Annotated in this window: 13 protein-coding genes; 4 read left to right on the top strand and 9 right to left on the bottom strand. The window is 67.8% G+C overall.

Features of this window, described 5'->3' with window-relative positions:
- The first annotated feature begins 183 nt into the window (after positions 1-183).
- Positions 184-891, top strand: a complete 708-nt coding sequence (locus tag OHA42_RS10285) for a class I SAM-dependent DNA methyltransferase (RefSeq protein WP_406236523.1) — start codon at positions 184-186, stop codon at positions 889-891.
- Here OHA42_RS10285 and OHA42_RS10280 read toward each other — a convergent pair.
- Together OHA42_RS10280 and OHA42_RS10275 are read right to left on the bottom strand one after the other, a co-directional pair.
- On the bottom strand, positions 882-2,501 hold the full coding sequence (locus OHA42_RS10280; RefSeq protein WP_406236521.1) for a DNA polymerase Y family protein: 1,620 nt from the start codon (positions 2,499-2,501) through the stop codon (positions 882-884). The two genes, OHA42_RS10285 and OHA42_RS10280, sit on opposite strands and share 10 nt — an antisense overlap.
- A 236-nt stretch (positions 2,502-2,737) precedes the next feature.
- Positions 2,738-3,526 (bottom strand): hypothetical protein, encoded by a 789-nt coding sequence (locus OHA42_RS10275; protein WP_406236519.1) that lies wholly within the window; start codon positions 3,524-3,526, stop codon positions 2,738-2,740.
- 290 nt (positions 3,527-3,816) lie between these two features.
- On the opposite strand from OHA42_RS10275, the gene OHA42_RS10270 reads away from it, so the two are divergent.
- The gene (locus tag OHA42_RS10270; RefSeq protein WP_406236517.1) at positions 3,817-4,938 is read left to right on the top strand and encodes a protein kinase domain-containing protein; all 1,122 of its coding nucleotides are present in this window, start codon (positions 3,817-3,819) and stop codon (positions 4,936-4,938) included.
- A gap of 6 nt (positions 4,939-4,944) precedes the next feature.
- On the opposite strand, the gene OHA42_RS10265 is transcribed toward OHA42_RS10270, so the two are convergent.
- The 3 genes from OHA42_RS10265 to OHA42_RS10255 all read right to left on the bottom strand — a co-directional run bounded on the left by OHA42_RS10265 (position 4,945) and on the right by OHA42_RS10255 (position 7,810).
- Positions 4,945-5,580 (bottom strand): response regulator, encoded by a 636-nt coding sequence (locus OHA42_RS10265; RefSeq protein ID WP_406239257.1) that lies wholly within the window; start codon positions 5,578-5,580, stop codon positions 4,945-4,947.
- A gap of 158 nt (positions 5,581-5,738) precedes the next feature.
- Positions 5,739-7,043, bottom strand: coding sequence for a PspC domain-containing protein (locus tag OHA42_RS10260; protein ID WP_406236515.1), 1,305 nt, complete (start codon positions 7,041-7,043; stop codon positions 5,739-5,741).
- A 296-nt stretch (positions 7,044-7,339) separates the two neighbouring features.
- Positions 7,340-7,810: a hypothetical protein gene (locus OHA42_RS10255; protein ID WP_406236514.1), complete on the bottom strand. Its 471-nt coding sequence runs from the start codon at positions 7,808-7,810 to the stop codon at positions 7,340-7,342.
- A gap of 47 nt (positions 7,811-7,857) precedes the next feature.
- On the opposite strand from OHA42_RS10255, the gene OHA42_RS10250 reads away from it, so the two are divergent.
- Positions 7,858-8,394 (top strand): AAA family ATPase, encoded by a 537-nt coding sequence (locus tag OHA42_RS10250; protein WP_406236512.1) that lies wholly within the window; start codon positions 7,858-7,860, stop codon positions 8,392-8,394.
- A gap of 153 nt (positions 8,395-8,547) precedes the next feature.
- Here the strand turns inward: OHA42_RS10250 and OHA42_RS10245 are convergent, their stop codons facing one another.
- Entirely contained in the window at positions 8,548-9,774 is a 1,227-nt protein-coding gene (locus OHA42_RS10245) for a cytochrome P450 (RefSeq protein ID WP_406236510.1), read from the bottom strand.
- Positions 9,775-9,787: 13 nt separating this feature from the next.
- Positions 9,788-10,015, bottom strand: coding sequence for a ferredoxin (locus tag OHA42_RS10240; RefSeq protein WP_406236508.1), 228 nt, complete (start codon positions 10,013-10,015; stop codon positions 9,788-9,790).
- 383 nt (positions 10,016-10,398) lie between these two features.
- On the opposite strand from OHA42_RS10240, the gene OHA42_RS10235 reads away from it, so the two are divergent.
- Positions 10,399-13,584 (top strand): BTAD domain-containing putative transcriptional regulator, encoded by a 3,186-nt coding sequence (locus OHA42_RS10235; protein ID WP_406236506.1) that lies wholly within the window; start codon positions 10,399-10,401, stop codon positions 13,582-13,584.
- Between the two features lie 39 nt (positions 13,585-13,623).
- On the opposite strand, the gene OHA42_RS10230 is transcribed toward OHA42_RS10235, so the two are convergent.
- Both OHA42_RS10230 and OHA42_RS10225 read right to left on the bottom strand, forming a co-directional pair.
- Complete coding sequence (locus tag OHA42_RS10230) at positions 13,624-14,736, bottom strand: serine hydrolase domain-containing protein (RefSeq protein ID WP_406229450.1); 1,113 nt, start codon at positions 14,734-14,736, stop codon at positions 13,624-13,626.
- Between the two features lie 82 nt (positions 14,737-14,818).
- Positions 14,819-15,463, bottom strand: coding sequence for a DUF4097 family beta strand repeat-containing protein (locus OHA42_RS10225; protein ID WP_406236504.1), 645 nt, complete (start codon positions 15,461-15,463; stop codon positions 14,819-14,821).
- Positions 15,464-15,876 lie beyond the last annotated feature (413 nt).

The following is a 15,876-nucleotide window of genomic DNA, read 5'->3' as shown; positions in this document are numbered from 1 at the left end:
GACTTGTTGCAGGGATCACTCCCAGACGCACCATCGACCACACCGAGTCCCAGGAGCCCCTCCGCAACGGCCCGGGGCTTCGTCATCAGGATGAGTGCGGACTCACTACGCATGGCGATCGGTCGGCGCATCCGGCGGAAATCGGCTGGCGAGCGCTGCGCGGTCCAGGCAATACTTCGCTCCATGCCGTCCTTCGCGGATTTCGACCGCCGTAACTATCCCACCGTCGACGTCGCCACCGGATACGACGGGTGGGCTCCGACCTACGAGCAGACCGTCATGGACGAGATGGACCTCGCACTGCTGGCGCGGCTGCACCATCCGGATTGGGCGCGCGTGCGGCGCGCCGCCGATCTCGGCTGCGGGACCGGCCGCACCGGCGCTTGGCTGCGTGGTCGTGGGATCACGAATATCGACGGCGTCGATATGAGCACGGGCATGTTGGAGCTGGCCAGGACCCGCGGTGCGCACACCACGCTGGCGCAGGCAGACGTTCGTGATACCGGATTGCCCAGCGGTGCTTACGATCTGGTGATCTCCTCGCTGATCGACGAGCACCTGCCGAAACTCGAGCCCTACTACGCAGAGGCATGGCGGCTGGCCGCGCCGGGCGCTTCCTGCGTCATGGTCAGTTACCACCCCCAGTTCATGATGGTGACCGGGATGCCGACGCATTACACGACTGCATCGGGTGCGCCGGTCGCGATCAGCACCGAGTTGCATCTGGTAAGCGCGCACATGTCCGCGGCGCTGGCGGCGGGCTGGGTGCTCACCGAAATGGTCGAGGCACTTGTGGACGACGCCTGGCTGGCAGCCAAGCCCAAATGGGCGGACCTGCGCGGTCATCCCTTCACCATGGCCATGGTCTGGACGCGGCCCGGTCAGTCGTAAAGCCCTTCGGCGCGCCAGGTTTCGGAGTAGTAGATGAGGAGCAGAACGCGGACGTCGGCAGGTTCGCCTGCGAGTTGAGCCTGCGCGCGGGCCGCGACGCCGGCCGCGACGGTGGGCGATTCGGGCGTCCACCACTGCTCGTCCACCGGCCATGGTCCGGCCCAGCCCGCCAAGTGCCAATTCCGGCTCCCCCAGTGCAGGCGGGCCGGGTCCGCGGTGAACAGACCACGGTCGGTGACCTGGACCGGGGTACCGTCGGCCGCTTCCAGACGCACCGCGGGACGGTTCACCAGGATTACCGCGGGCGCGGGCTGGGGCATGCGGCCCGGCCAGGGCAGGGCCGGGTCGGTGGCGGGCACCGGCTCGTCGCCGAGCGCGACCATGGTGATGCGTTCCTCGGGGCCGCGACCACCGCTGAGCACACCGACCTGCACCGCCTCGCCGCCGAGCAGGCCCTGCACCCGGATCAGGGCGCGACGAGCCCGCTCGTCCTCCTCCCCGACCCCACCCCACAGCCCTAGCTGGAGCGCACCGGAGGCCACCACTTCGACGGGTTCCAGTCGCAGCAGCGTGATCGGCGCGGTGGGCCTGGCACCGTCGCGGCGAGTGAGCCAGCCATCCAATTGCCAGCGCACCCGGTCGGCGGTGCCCTCGGGAGTCAGCGGCTCCGCACACCGCCAGATACGCGAAAGTTGTTCGCCCGATTCAGTTTCCGCGAATACCGACAACCGGGTGCAGGACACCGAGGCCGCGGCGAGCACGGCGTGCAATCGGGTGGCGAGCATGCGACCGGCGAAGGCGGCCGCATCGATTCGATCGATCGGCGGATCGCAGCGGTACTGCACCGTCAGATCCGGCGGCGGACGACGAGCCGACGGCGGGCGCTCGGGCACGCCACGCGCGCTGCGGTGCGCGAGCACGGCGTCGGCGCCGAAGCGCGATCCGACCTCGACCGAGGTCAGCGCGGCAAAGTTACCGATCCGTCGTAGTCCCAAGCGGTGCAATAGATCGACCAGGTCGGCGCGCTCCGGCGCAGCCAAGCTCGGCTCGACGGCGAGCTCGGCTATCGGCAGTGGAGCAAGGTATCGCGCGCCGTCCCCCGGCGGCACGATCGCGCCGCGCCGTGCCGCGATCACCGCCGTGGACAGTTCGTCGGCGATCCCGACCTGAGCTTCCACCCCGACCGCGGCCACCGCATCGACCAGTCGCTCCGCGGCCACCTCCTCGGATCCGAAGAACCGCGCCGCGCCACGCGCACCGAGCACAAGCAGCCCGGGCCGCAACACCTCCACCCCAGGCACCGTCGCATCGACGGCCGCGACCACCGGCTCGAACAACCGTGCATCCCGATCCGGATCCGACTGCACGATAAGAAGATTCGGGCACCGCGCCTGCGCCTCGCGCCGCCGCAGCCCGCGCCGCACCCCTTCGGACCGCGCGATCGCCGAACACGCGACCACCTTGCCCGCGGCCAGCACCGCCACCGGGCGAGTCGCCGGAACCTGCGCCACGGCCGCCGCCGCAACCGCGGGCCAATCCAGGCACCACAGCGCCAGCACCCGCGAACCGCTCCGCACCCGGCCCGGCTGAATCACCGTGCCACGCCCCATGAATCGGCCGTATCGTCCGACCTCGCCCATCCGCGTCCGAGCGGCCCGACGCCCCGGTCCCGATGCGCCGGGCAGCGTGCGGGCCGGCACATCGGGCCGCGGCCATGCGTATCCGACCTCGCATCGGCGAGCGACACCACAGGCCCGCTCGGCTCACGGTGCCGCACCACGCACATCGGGCGTCACCTCACTTGCCGGATCTACCGCCCCGAATGACACACCCCCGAAGTACGCGCTCACGATGCCGCACCGCGCGTGTCCGGCGTTTCCACTGTCGCGTCGAGGGTTTCGAGCGACACCCATTCCACTCGGCCCGCGCGCGGGCGCAGCGCTATCCGACCGCGGCGAGGCGGTCCCGCCTTGCTACGGACATCGACTTCCAGGCATACCGAGCGGAGCCTGCCACGGCCCGCTCCGAGGCCCGCATATCCGGCGACCCTGGTGTCCAGACGAAGCGACGGATTGGCCCAGCCGCCATTGGTGACCACCAAAGTGGCTCCCTTATTGCGAGTGCGGGCGGCGATCACGCGAGCCCGAGCGGGCGGGACGGCGACGCCGCCGAGGCCGAGCACCACCAGATCGAGGCCGTCGAGCAACACTGCGGCCACCTCCACCGGATCGGGGCCGGGATCGGCGACGACCGCCAACCGCTGGAGCTGAGCGCCCATCTCGACCGCGGCGAGCAGACCGAGCCGTGGCACCCCGACCACCGCGGCGTGCCCACCGCCCTCGGTCACCGCGGCCAGCAAGCCCGCCAGCAATGAACTCGTCCCGTTGTAGGCCACGACCGAGCCCTTGGCCAGGCCGCCGTCGGGCAATAACTCCGCAAGAGCAGGCGGAACCGCAAGCGATTCACGGCGCAGTTCGGAGCCGAGCGGAATCCGCTCGGCCGCCGCCGCACCACGACCGGGTATCGCCGCCATTCGCCTGCGCAGCTCATCCAGCGTCGGCGCATCGCCACGCGCCACACCCGGTGGCGTCCGATCCCGCCCGACTCCCGTTCGGGATTCCGCATCCGCACCCATCTCTACCACCTACTTCCCACGATGGACCCGACGGCGAAGCATGCGGGGCAGCCCCCTTCCCGTCAGCGGAAGCAAGAGCCAGCACCGATCCAGCTATCGATCAGTATCGAATATACGTTCGATACCTTCTTAGTAGAAACCCACCCCTGGGATCCGTCAAGAGCACGCCGCGAGTACTGTCACGCGCACTGCGAGCCCGGCATAGACGAGCGCTGAAATCACCGTCCGTGGCTGGCGGACTCTCGACTCGAATCAGGCCAGCTACCACCGAATTCGGATACCCTGCACCCATGATCGATCGCCCCCGCCCCATTGTCGGCCCGGACTATCTGGTCGCCGGCCGTTACCGCCTGCAGTCGAAGCTGGGTGGAGGCGGCATGGGCGCAGTGTGGCTCGCGCACGACCGGCTGCTGAACCGAGAGGTCGCCATCAAGCAGGTGCTCTCCACCGCCGGCCTCGGCGAAGCGGAGGCGAACGCGATCCGCAGCCAGATCATGCACGAGGGACGGGTGGCGGCGAAGCTCTCGCACGAGCACGCCATCGCCGTCTACGACGTGGTGCTGGAAGCGGGTGAGCCATGGCTGGTGATGGAGCACCTGCCCTCGCGCAATGTCGCGAAGGCATTGTCGCTGGTCGACACGCTGCCGCCGATCGAGGTGGCGCAGATCGGCGCCCAGGTCGCCGATGCATTGGCCGCCGCGCATGCCGCGGGCATCGTGCACCGCGATATCAAGCCGGGCAATATCCTCGTCGCCGACCGCGGTCCGGTCGTCGGCATGGCCAAGCTCAGCGACTTCGGCATCTCGCGCGGCGCGGGCGAAGGCTCCGACGACCCGGACGGCGTGATCACCGGCACCCCCGCCTACCTACCCCCCGAGGTGGCGCGTGGCGCGCAGCCGACCGAGGCGAGCGATGTCTTCTCCCTCGGCGCCACCCTCTACACCGCGATCGAGGGGCAGCCGCCGTTCGGTCTCGACGACGATACCGATGTCCTCGTCACGCGCGCGGCGATGGCGCAGATCATTCCGCCGACCCGCAGCGGCATGCTCACCAACGCCCTGCTGCACATGATGGAACCCGCACCGCAGCGGCGGCCGACAATGGCCCAGGCAAGGGATGAAATCCTCACCGCCGCCTTCGGTCCCGGGACCGGGCCCTATATTCTCGGCGCTCCGGTGCGCACCGAGGACGGCACGATTCCGGCGTGGGCGGCGCGGAATTCCGCATCGGGACTGCGCAGTCCGCACTCGACGCCGCTGCCGCGGCCGCATCGCACCCAACCAGTGGGGGTGAGCGCACCGCCGCCGCAGCGCGCCAAGCCGCCGCAGCCGAGCATGGCACCGCTGGCGATCGCCGTCGGCCTCCTGATCGGCTTGATCATCATCATCGCCATTCTCATCGCGGTGATGTGAGCGCATTCAGTCGATGCGACGGCGGTGCGCCCAGCGGGTCAGCGCATTGCGATTGGACTGCTGGGTTTTGCGGAGCACGTTGGAGGCGTGCGTCTCCACAGTTTTCACCGAAATGAACAGGGTTTCCGCGATCTCGCGGTAGGTGTAGCCGCGCGCGAGCAGGCGCAACACCTCCAGTTCGCGCGGCGTCAGCGAATCCAGTTCCGGATCCAGCGGCGGCTCCGGGACCGGCGACTTGCCGGTGAACGAGTCCAGGACGAACCCGGCCAACCGCGGACTGAACACCGCATCGCCACCGGCAACCCGGCGAATGCCGTCGGCGAGTTCGGATCCCGAGATCGTCTTGGTCACATAGCCGCGCGCGCCTGCCCTGATCACCGCGATCACATCCTCGGCGGCGTCGGACACGCTCAGCGCCAAACACACCGGCCCATCCTCGATCCCGGAAAGCACCGCGACCCCGCCGCCCTCGGGCATGTGCACATCGAGCAGCACGACATCGGGCTTGGCGGTATTGATCCCGGCAACCGCCTCGGTCACCCCACCGGCCTCCCCGACGACCTCCATATCGGGCTCGCGGCTCAGCTCCGCCCGGACACCCGAACGAAATACGGCGTGATCATCGACGAGAAAGACCCGCACGGTCACCTACTTCTCCTCTAACTGTCGGTGGATCGCCCACCCTGACTGCCGACCGCCCTCGGGCTGCCCGCACTCAATCGGTACCACAAGACTCACCCGGAACCCCCGGGCTTCCTGATCCATCCGCGACAACCGACACACCAACCGCGCGGACTGCGTCACTTTCCGGGATGCACCGGCTGCCGAACCCGGTCTACCGTTTCGGCAGCGGTCGGCGCGGACGCGTCATCCTGATCGTCGTGACCACCGGAATCATTGCGCGGCATGATGATCCGCACCTCGGTGCCTCGGCCGGGGTTCGACAGAATCTCCACCTGCCCGCCGCGTCGTTCGATCCGGCCGCGGATGGATTTCGCCAGACCCTGCCGATCCTGCGGGATGGCCGCGATATCGAACCCGGTGCCGCGGTCGCGCACGAAGACGCTCACCTGGTGTGGCTCGGTCTCCGCGAACAGGTCGATATCCGGGACTCCGGCATGCTTGGCCGCGTTCACCAGGGCCTCCCGGCTCGCGCCGAGCAGGGCGGTGAAATGCTCCTTGGGTAGGCCCGCGCCGGTGTCGCCGGGATCCATCGAGACATCCCCGACGGTCACCGGGGTGACCTTCACCCCGTGCTGGTCCTCTACTTCACCCGCGATCGTGCGCAAGGCCGCGGCCAAACTCGACTGCGCGGGGCCGGCATCCTCGAAAAGCCACTTCCGCAGTTCGCGTTCCTGGCCGCGGGCCAGCCGGGCCACTTCCTGCGGGTCGTCGGCCTGCCGCTGGATGAGGGCCAGGGTCTGCAACACCGAATCGTGCAGGTGCGATGCGATCTCCTCGCGTTCCTCATTGCGGATACGGGCCGCGCGTTCGGCATTCAGCGCCCGCATCATGCGCAGCCACAGCGGCACCGTCAGCAGACCGGCCCCCACCAAGGTGACCGCCACCGCGATCAGCGCGGACCCGAGGGAACTCAGATCGATCCTGGCCAGCACCACCACACCGAGTCCGAGCACGATCAGCGTGACCCCCGCGACGATGCGCGACCAGGTCACCACCGACGGACGCGCGGGCAGCCCGAGCAGCGACCGCGGACCGTCGGTGTCGTATTCGCGCCACACCAGCGCCGCACCGACCGCAACCACCACGATCGGCATGATCACCTTCGCCGCGGTCCCGCTGAGCAGCCACGACACTGCGACCGCCAGCCCGATCCCGAGCAGCGCGAGCCCGATCCCCTGCCGGCGCTCCGCACCGGAAGGCCGATCCGCATCCGCACCGCCCGGGGTGAAGATCCACAACAACCCATAGCCGACGATGCCCGCCCCGGCCAGCGCAGACAGCAGCACAAACGCCATCCGCACCTTGAAAACGTCGATCCCGAAGTGATCGGCGATACCGCCCGCTACCCCGCCGACAATCCGCCCACCCGAGCGCCGCACCAGCCGCGGATACGGCGACAGCCCTGGATCGAACACCGGCATCGACCCCGATCCGCCGGGCACACCGAATCCCCGACCAGGGTCGAATCCCCGGGCAGGGTCATACCCCCGGGCAGCATCGAACCCACGGGCAGCATCGAACGCCGGCACAGACGGGTACATGCTTTCGATACTGACACGCCCCACCGACACCCGACCATCAGGAAACACCCTGATCTTCGCTGGTTGTGACTACAGGGCCGTTGCCGCATACCGGTCATATTCGTCACCAGCGGTGAGATCGACATGGTCGAGATGTGACAAGTGAGGTGGAAATCGACAGCGAGCTGCCCGCTGGGTCACGCTGTCGGCAGCTGGTCGCGGATATGCCTGGCCTGCCGCGAGTACAACGGCCAGCGCATCGCGACCAGATCGAGGATGGTCGTGATGAGCGTGGAGTCCTCCGGCAACGTCGGTGGTACCGGGGGCCGCAACAGATCCTCTAAATCGTTGAGGAAGCGGGCCGATTCGTCCTCTTCCATTCGAGCTGCGTCGCGAGTGATCCCCTCTAACTGCGATCGATCGCCCGACCGATAGGCGGCGATTCGCACCAGCACCGGACCGACAACCGGAACCAGCGCCACACCCAGGTATCCGATTGCCCGCACCGCTTCACTACGAACGGCGACATCACGCGAACCGACAAGCGGCAGAATGTCGGCAACAGCCGCACCATCACCGAGCTTGATCAATTCGATCAACGCACCGACCTGCCGATCAGGATCACCTGACATCAGCGCCGAATCGAGCGGGGAACTTCCGCCGTCCACCTGTCCTCACATTCTTCGATCACGGCCCGCCTCGTCATGATGTCCCGGTGGACAAACTTCTGGTGCTGATCAACGGATTGCCGGGCTCGGGCAAATCGACGCTGGGCCGGTCATTGGCCGCAGCGCTGGGGGCTCAGTTCCTGTCCAAGGACGTCGTGAAGGAAGCGCTGGCCGGCTGTGTCGACGATACGGTCGTCATCCCCGCAATCGGCGGGATCGCCATGGACGCGGTGTGGGCGCTCGCGCGGGCAACACTGACAACCGTTGTCATCGACTCGTGGTGGTTCAAACCACGCGACTTGCCATTCGCCGAGGCAGGCATCGAACAGACGCGGGCCGACCGCGCTGTCGAAGTGTGGTGCAACGTCCCAGCCGAGGTAGCAAGGGCCCGCTATGCGCGCAGACGCCGTCCAGCCCTGTATCAGGACCAGCAGCGCCTGGCCGACGACTGGCAGGTGTGGGCCGAGCAAGCCGAGCCACTCGGCATCACACCCACCGTCGTAGTCGACACGACTCAACCAATCGACTGCACCGCTCTTGCCCAGCGAATCGAGCTCGCAGCAAGTCCACGCCGGACGGGCTGAACGCAACCGGAGACCGATTTTCTCGACCGATCCGCAAGACAAAAGGCTGTCGGCACCGCGATGTATCGCCCTACCCGAACAGGGCCCGGCGTTGCCTGAACCGCTGTTTCGATTCGGCCCTGCCCACACAGGTGACGCGCTCGCCCGACGGTTCTACCGGGCCGTTTCCGTCCAGGTGACCGGCAGTTCGTGGACGCCGTAGATATTCATGTCGGTCTTGAGTTTGACCTCGTCGGCGGGAATGGCGAGCTCGAGGGTCGGGAAGCGACGCAGCAGTCCGTCGAAACCGGCGCGCATCTCGATGCGGGCCAGCTGCTGGCCGAGGCATTGATGGACACCGTGGCCGAAGGACAGGTGACCGCGGGCCTTGCGGTGGATATCCAGGGTGTCGGGGTTGTCGAAGCGCTGGGGGTCGTGATTGGCGGCCAGCAATGAGACAACGACAGTCGATCCCTTGCCGATTGTTTCACCGCCGAGTTCGATGTCCTCCGTGGCGTACCGATAGAAGATATCGGCAACGGACAGGTAGCGCATGAGTTCCTCGACAGCATCGGGGACCAGCTCCGGATCAGCGCGCAGTTCGGCCAGCTGCTCGGGGTACTCGAGGAGCGCGAAGGTGCCCAGTGCCAGCATGTTGGCGGTGGTCTCATGGCCCGCAAGCAGCAGCAGGAAGGCGATGCCGGTCAGCTCCTCGATGCTGAGGTCGTCATGGCGGGCCAGGTCGGACAGTATGTCTTCGCCAGGGGCGGCGCGCTTGCGCGTGACCAGTTCGGCCAGGTACGTGGTCATTGCGCCGAACGCGGCCATCTTCTCGTCGAGCGACTGGTCCTTGACCAAGAACTTGGCGGAGTTGACCTGGAAGTTCTCCCGGTCCGCGTAGGGGACACCGAGCAGTTCGCAGATCACGAGCGAAGGCACCGGCAGCGCGAACTCCTTGACCAGGTCGACCGGCGGGGTAAGGCGCGCCATCTCGTCCAGTTGCCGCTCGGCGATGTCGATGATCTGCTCTTCGAGCATTTTCATGCGTCTTACGGTGAAGGCGCCGGTGAGCTTGCGCCGCAGCCGGGTGTGGTCCGGCGGGTCCATGGCGATGAACAAGCCCGGCAGCTGCGGGGACGGCTCGGTGGCGACGGGCATACCGGGGGTCTCGTATGGCACGTGGACAACGCCGATGTCCCGGCGGGAGCTGAACCGGGTGTCGGCCATGAGCTGGCGGACCGCGTCGTAGCCGGTGACGAGCCAGCCTTCGTGACCGTCGGGGAAGACCATGGGACTGACAGGGCGAGCCTCGCGCAGCCGGGTGATCTCGCGGGGCGGGTCGAAGGGGCCCGCATTGCGCTCCATGGGGAGGCCGTTGGGGACGGGAACCGTTTGACTCATCGGGTTTTCCTAATCAGTTGGTAGGGATGGGTTTACCGGTCGTCGTGTCGGAGACGATGGTGATCGCGCCGGACGGACACACCTGGGCGGCCTCTCGGACGGCCGGCTCCCGCTCGGGCGCGGGTGTGTGGTCCAGCGGCACCACCCGGCCGTCCTCGGTGTCCTGGTCGAATACTCCGGGGGCGGTCAGTGCGCACATGCCGGCGCCGATGCAGCGCTCCCGGTCCACCTCGAGTTCCATCAGTTACCTCTGCTCCCGGGTGACCGGGAGGGAGCACACGCCGTAAATGCCATCGAGGATGGTCTTGTCCCTGTACGCCTTCCGCAGACCAGAGGCTGCAATTGCTGAACTATTCATATGAACACTGTCGCCAGCCCGGCTGATACCGACCTGATACCGACCTGACACGGTGTTCGACCCGGTCACATCGGGCATCGAATTGCTTGCCCGGCAACATGTTCCGCCTGGTGCCTCGGATGCGCTACCGCCGACTATCCGGCAGTGCAAGCAGCGGACAAATCGTTGGCCGCGACGCGTCTACTCTTCCGAGGCTGTGCTGGTCGTTGTTCGGAGCGGTTGTCATCCGAGGGGCGGCCCGCTGACTGCCCGTCGTCCACGGCAGAATGGTCCGGGTGCAGATCGGGATGCTTGGACCGCTCGAGATCCGAGTAGATGACGGCGGATTGATAGAAGTACCAGGTGCTCGATTACGGGCGCTGTTGATCGCCCTTGCGCTCGAACCCGGTCGCGTGGTCCCGAAAGCGACGCTGGTCGACTGGATTTGGGGTGAGGAGCCGCCCTCCGACGCGGCGAACGCCTTGCAGGCACTGGTCTCCCGACTGCGGAGGGTGCTGCCGGACGGGTTGCTCGACAAGCAGGCGGGCGGATACCGGCTGGCGGTGAAACCCCACGCTGTCGACGCCGTGCGGTTCGAACAGCTTCTCGACCAGGCCCGCGGCGGTGACGACGCGCAACGAGCCCAGCCGCTGCGCGAAGCCCTCGACCTGTGGCGCGGTTCGCTGATGCAGGACGTCGATGTGCGGGACAACGCGGCTGTCGACGCGGTCGTTGCCCGGTTCGAAGGGCTGCGCCTCGCCGCTCTGGAGGATCGATACGAAACGGAGATCCGCCTCGGCCGGGGTACGGAGATGGTCACCGAGCTGACCGAGCTGGTGGCCCGGCATCCGGTACGGGAACGGCTCGTCACCGCGCTGATGCGTGCGCTCGGCGCCGCGGGTCGTGGCGCCGAGGCACTGATCGTGTACCAAAGTGCACGGGAGGCACTCGCCGACACGCTGGGCGTGGATCCCTCACCGGAGCTGTCCGCACTGCACGTTGCGCTGTTGCGCGGCGAAGTGGGAGTGCGGGAGGAAGACCGCAGGACGAACCTGCGGGCCGAGTTGACCAGTTTCGTCGGTAAATACGCCGACGTCGCCGTCGTGCGCGAACTCATCGCCGACCATCGGCTCACCACGTTGACCGGGCCCGGTGGCTCAGGGAAAACCAGGTTGGCCCTGGAAACCGCGCGGACCCTGCTCGACGACCTGCCGGACGGGGCCTGGGTGGTGGAACTGGCGTCCGTCGGCGCGAATGGTGACGTGGCACAATCGGCGCTCGCCGCGCTCGGGCTCCGGGATGCGCTGCTCGGCGGCGCACCGAATGCGGAACCGATGGACCGGCTCATCGCGGCGATCCGCGAGCGCGAAACCCTGTTGATCCTGGACAACTGTGAGCACGTGATCGAGTCCGCGGCGGCGTTCGCCCACCGGGTGCTCGGGGAGTGCCAGCGGCTGCGGATCCTTGCCACGAGCAGGGAACCGCTCGGCATCACGGGTGAGGCATTATGGCAGGTCGAGCCGCTGGCGTTGCCGACCGAGGACGCGGACCCCGGCGAGATCGAGTCCTCCCCGGCCATTCAGCTGTTGTGGGACCGGGCCAGTGCGGTGCACAAGGATCTCGCGGCCGATGCCCGCACACTGTCGACAATGGCGCGCGTTTGCCGGGCGCTCGACGGGATACCACTGGCGATCGAACTGGCCGCGGCCAGACTGCGCACCATGTCCCTCGATCAGCTCGCCAACCGCCTCGATGATCGGTTCCGCCTGCTGACCGGCGGCAGCCGTACCGCGCTGCCGCAGCACCGGACGTTGCGAGCGGTGGTCGACTGGAGCTGGGAGCTGCTCACCGACGCCGAACGGATGGTCCTGCGCAGGCTCGCGGTGTTCGCCGGCGGCGCGAGCCTGGAGGCGGCCGAGCAGGTCTGCACGGGCGCGGGGGGCGGGCCCGAAGGGCAGGGGGACGGGAAGAACGCGGCGGTCGAGCAGTGGGAGGTGCTCGAGCTGCTGACCGCGCTGACCGAGAAATCGCTGCTGCGCACCGCGGGGGAAAGCGGGCCGCGCTATCGGATGCTCGACACGATCAAGCAGTACGCCCGGGACCGGCTCGTGGAGGCGGGGGAATCGGATTCGGCGCGCCATGCGCATCTCGCGTACTTCACCGGACTCGCCGACACCGCGGAGCCGCATCTGCGCCGCGCCGAGCAGTTGGAGTGGCTCGCCACGCTCGAGGTCGAGCACGACAACATCGCGGTTGCGATGCGCGGCGCGCTCGCGGCCGGCGACGCGACCGGGGCGCTGCGGCTCGCGGCGGCCGCCGGCTGGTACTGGTGGCTCGGCGGGCACAAGGCCGAGGGCCTGGAACTGATCACCGCGGCCGCCGACGCGCCCGGCGAGGTGGACGATGGGACCCGCGCGACGGTGTACGGGCTGGTCGTGCATTTCGTGAGCTCCGGACGGAATGACGAGTACCAGGTGGAGGAATGGATCCACAAGGCGTACCAGTTCAGCCGGGGCGGTCGGGCCGGCCATCCGACGTTGGGGTTCGTCGGCGCGTTGGAACGCATGTTGCAGGGGCCGGACGAGTATCTGCCCGCGTTCGAATCGCTGCTCACCGACGACGATCCCTGGGTGCGTGCACTGGCCCGGCTGCAGCTGGGCAAATTGCGGATTGTGCTCGGCCACGACGGGCGGGATGCGGACGCGTATCTCGAGCTGGCGCTTGCCGAGTTCCGGGCCCTCGGCGAGCGCTGGGGGATGTCGTTCGCGCTGACCGAGCTGGCGAATCGAATCGCCATGCGCGGCGAGTTCGCCGGTGCGTGCGAGCATCTCGACCAGGCGATCGCGGTGGTCACCGAGGTCGGCGCGATCGAGGATGTGGTCCGGATGCGGTCGCGGCAGGCTCAGCTGTACTGGCTGCTGGGTGATGCGAAGGCGAGCGCGGCCGCTATGTCCGAGGCGCAGCGCTGCGCGGATCAGGTCGCCTGGCCGAGCGCACTGGCCGAACTGGCCCTGGCGAAGGCGGAGCTGGCCCGCTGGAGCGGTGATACCGAGCAGGCATACCAGCAGATCGACGTCGCGACGACCATGCTGGGCAGCGACGCGGAGCAGGTGAACATCAGTGCGGTGATACATGACCTGCTCGGGTATCTGGCAAGCGGTCTCGACGAAGCCCGGGAACAACATGCCGCGGCCTTCCGGGCGGCAACCATGGCGGGGCACGCGCCTCTTGTCGCTCAGATACTTGTCGGGATCGCTGACCTGGCGCTCCGTGACGACCAAAACGAGCAGGCTGTGCGACTGCTCGCGGCGAGTGCCGGAGTACGCGGACTGCCCGATCGTTCCCAACCGGATGTGGCCCGGATCGAGCAGACAGCGCGACGTCGCCTCGGTGAAGCGCGCTTCACCGAGGCGACGAGGGAGGGTGCACAAGCGAGCTGGCGTGAACTCGTCGCGTCTACGCTCGCTTGTTGAACGTGGCACATGCGGTGTCCAGCCCGTCGGCTGTGCCGGCTAGGCCGCGTCGGCCGACCCGGCCTGCCCGCCGCCGAACACCTCCTCGACGAGTCGCTGCGTCGCCTTCTGGAACGCCGCTGCCAGCGACATTGCGGCGTCGTCCACATAGTTCAGCGACGCGGTCAGGGTCTTGGCGCCGTCGGGCGTGCTGTACATCAGCGCCGCGTGGCCCGCGATGCCGCCGTTGTGGGAGATGACGGTGCCGCCGTTCGGGCCCGCGTCCTGCACGAACACCCCCAGGCCGTAACCGACCTTGGATTCCGGCGTGCACATCTCGGCCAGCAGCGGGGCCGGCAGCAGCTCGCCGCCCATCAGCGCGGAGATGAACGTGTGGAGATCGCGGGTAGTCGAGATCATGTCACCGCCGCTGGAGATCCAGGAAGGGTTCTGGCGGGTGACGTCGACCGTCTGCTGCTCACCGGCGTCCTCGTACCGGTAGTAGGCGTGGGCGTGCGGCTCGGGGAGCTCCGGCTGGGTGGTCGGTGCCACGGTGTCCGACAGTCCGAGCGGCCCCAGAATCAGCCGCTGCATCTCCTCGGCCAACGAGCGGCCGGTGACCTTCTCGATCAGCAGCCTGGCCAGCACGTAGTTGGTGTTGGAATAGCTCCAGTCCGTCCCCGGCTCGAACCGTGCCGGCTTGGACAACGCCAGCCGCACCAACTCCTCGGGCCGGTAGGTCTTGAACCGGTTGTCCACCCACTCCTTGCCCGACCAGACGATCCCCGCCGCGACCGTCCCGTCGGGGTAATACTCGCCGGTGAAGTTGAACACCCCGCTGGTGTGCTGTAGCAGCATCCGCACCGTGATCCGCTGGTCCAGCCCGAACTCGGGCAGGTAGTCGGCCGCTGGTGTGTCCAGTGCGATCTTGCCCTCGGCCACCAGTTGCAGGACCAGGGTCGCGGTGAAGGTCTTGGTGTTGCTGCCGATCCGGATGTGCCCGTTGGTCGGCGGCTTCTCGGTCTCGCCCAGCTCGCGCACCCCGGCGCTGCCGACCCACTCGCCCTGCTCATCGTGCACGCGCAGCGACACCCCGGCGAAACCGGAATCGACGATCTCCTGGATGGCCTTCTGCAGCTCCGGGCGATCCTGTGCGGCGGTTGGGGATTGCATTTTCATGGTTCCGTTTCTCTCTGGTGTCACGCTCGGGCGAACAGCTCGCCGAGCACCTCGGGGTCGATGGAAGCTGGGTGCGTTAGGCGGCGGTGGCGTGCCGGATGATGATGTTGCCGAACGAGTTCCGTGCATCCACCCGCACGATGTCCGCAGTGTCCCGCGGTCGGTCGACCGGTCCCATCACGTTCTGCACGCTGCCGTGCAAGGTGTTGGTTTCCAACCGCACCGCACTACCCGGGCGGATACCCACCTCCAGCTCGCCCATCGAGGTTTCCAGCCGCAACACACCACGTGAGGCTTCGTCGATACGGATGTCGCCCTTGGCGGCCTTCGCGGTCACCGAACCGAGCGGGCGTTCGACGATGATGTCGCCGGCGGCGATCTCCAGGTCGCACTCACCGAGTCCACCGATGCCCAGCAGTCGGCCCACCGCGGCGGTGGCCTTCAGTCGAGAGCCGGTGGGCACCTCGATGGTCACCTCGATCGACGGGTTGCCACCGAACGGGGTGTAGGTCCGCCAATCCTTCGGCGCTGTCACCGTGAGGGTGCCGGCGGCGAAATCGACCCGGGTGTGCTCGGCGGCGCGCACGTCACCCTTCTTGGACTTATCGGCCGGTCGGACCTCGACGACGGTGTCGCTACGGTCGGAGGCGATGACCTGGACGTCAGCGGAGAGCACGTCGACGGTGAGGGTGATCGGTTCCGGGGTCGCGAATGCGGGCATGGCGGTACTCCTTCTAACGTGTGCAATGGGTGCGGTGTGTGAACTGGGTTCGTCCCGCATCGCTTCCGTAGCCCTGGGGGTTGCGGTTGCTGTGCTGTTGACAGGAGTTACTTTCACCGGCCGGGTTGACACCGACCTGACATCGACCTGACAGGCTCACTGACACGGTGTTCGGCCTGGTCACAGCGGACAAAGGCAGGGGTGGACAGGCACCGGTCCGTGTATTTCGCGGGATCATCGGCAGCGGTGCCGGCCCGACGCAACGCCCCACACCGGCGAAGGCACCTCATCGCAGAGGATCCGACCCTTCTCGACCGCGTTCAGCGCACGATGATGCCGCCTATTGCGTGTTTCAGTCGTTGGTTCAACGGGCGGGGATGCGGCCCAGGTCGCGGTCTTCGAGCCGGTAGCTG

It is taken from the genome of Nocardia sp. NBC_01009 (assembly GCF_045208035.1).
In the GTDB taxonomy this organism is placed as follows: Bacteria; Actinomycetota; Actinomycetes; order Mycobacteriales; family Mycobacteriaceae; genus Nocardia.
This window is presented reverse-complemented; position numbering and strand designations above follow the sequence as displayed.

Bases quoted from the DNA above. Each gene is read 5' to 3' on its own strand.
- OHA42_RS10285 (WP_406236523.1), top strand. From the start codon at position 184: ATGCCGTCCTTCGCGGATTTCGACCGCCGTAACTATCCCACCGTCGAC.
- OHA42_RS10280 (WP_406236521.1), bottom strand. From the start codon at position 2,501: ATGGGGCGTGGCACGGTGATTCAGCCGGGCCGGGTGCGGAGCGGTTCG.
- OHA42_RS10275 (WP_406236519.1), bottom strand. From the start codon at position 3,526: ATGGGTGCGGATGCGGAATCCCGAACGGGAGTCGGGCGGGATCGGACG.
- OHA42_RS10270 (WP_406236517.1), top strand. From the start codon at position 3,817: ATGATCGATCGCCCCCGCCCCATTGTCGGCCCGGACTATCTGGTCGCC.
- OHA42_RS10260 (WP_406236515.1), bottom strand. From the start codon at position 7,043: ATGCCGGTGTTCGATCCAGGGCTGTCGCCGTATCCGCGGCTGGTGCGG.
- OHA42_RS10245 (WP_406236510.1), bottom strand. From the start codon at position 9,774: ATGAGTCAAACGGTTCCCGTCCCCAACGGCCTCCCCATGGAGCGCAAT.
- OHA42_RS10240 (WP_406236508.1), bottom strand. From the start codon at position 10,015: ATGGAACTCGAGGTGGACCGGGAGCGCTGCATCGGCGCCGGCATGTGC.
- OHA42_RS10235 (WP_406236506.1), top strand. From the start codon at position 10,399: ATGGTCCGGGTGCAGATCGGGATGCTTGGACCGCTCGAGATCCGAGTA.
- OHA42_RS10230 (WP_406229450.1), bottom strand. From the start codon at position 14,736: ATGCAATCCCCAACCGCCGCACAGGATCGCCCGGAGCTGCAGAAGGCC.
- OHA42_RS10225 (WP_406236504.1), bottom strand. From the start codon at position 15,463: ATGCCCGCATTCGCGACCCCGGAACCGATCACCCTCACCGTCGACGTG.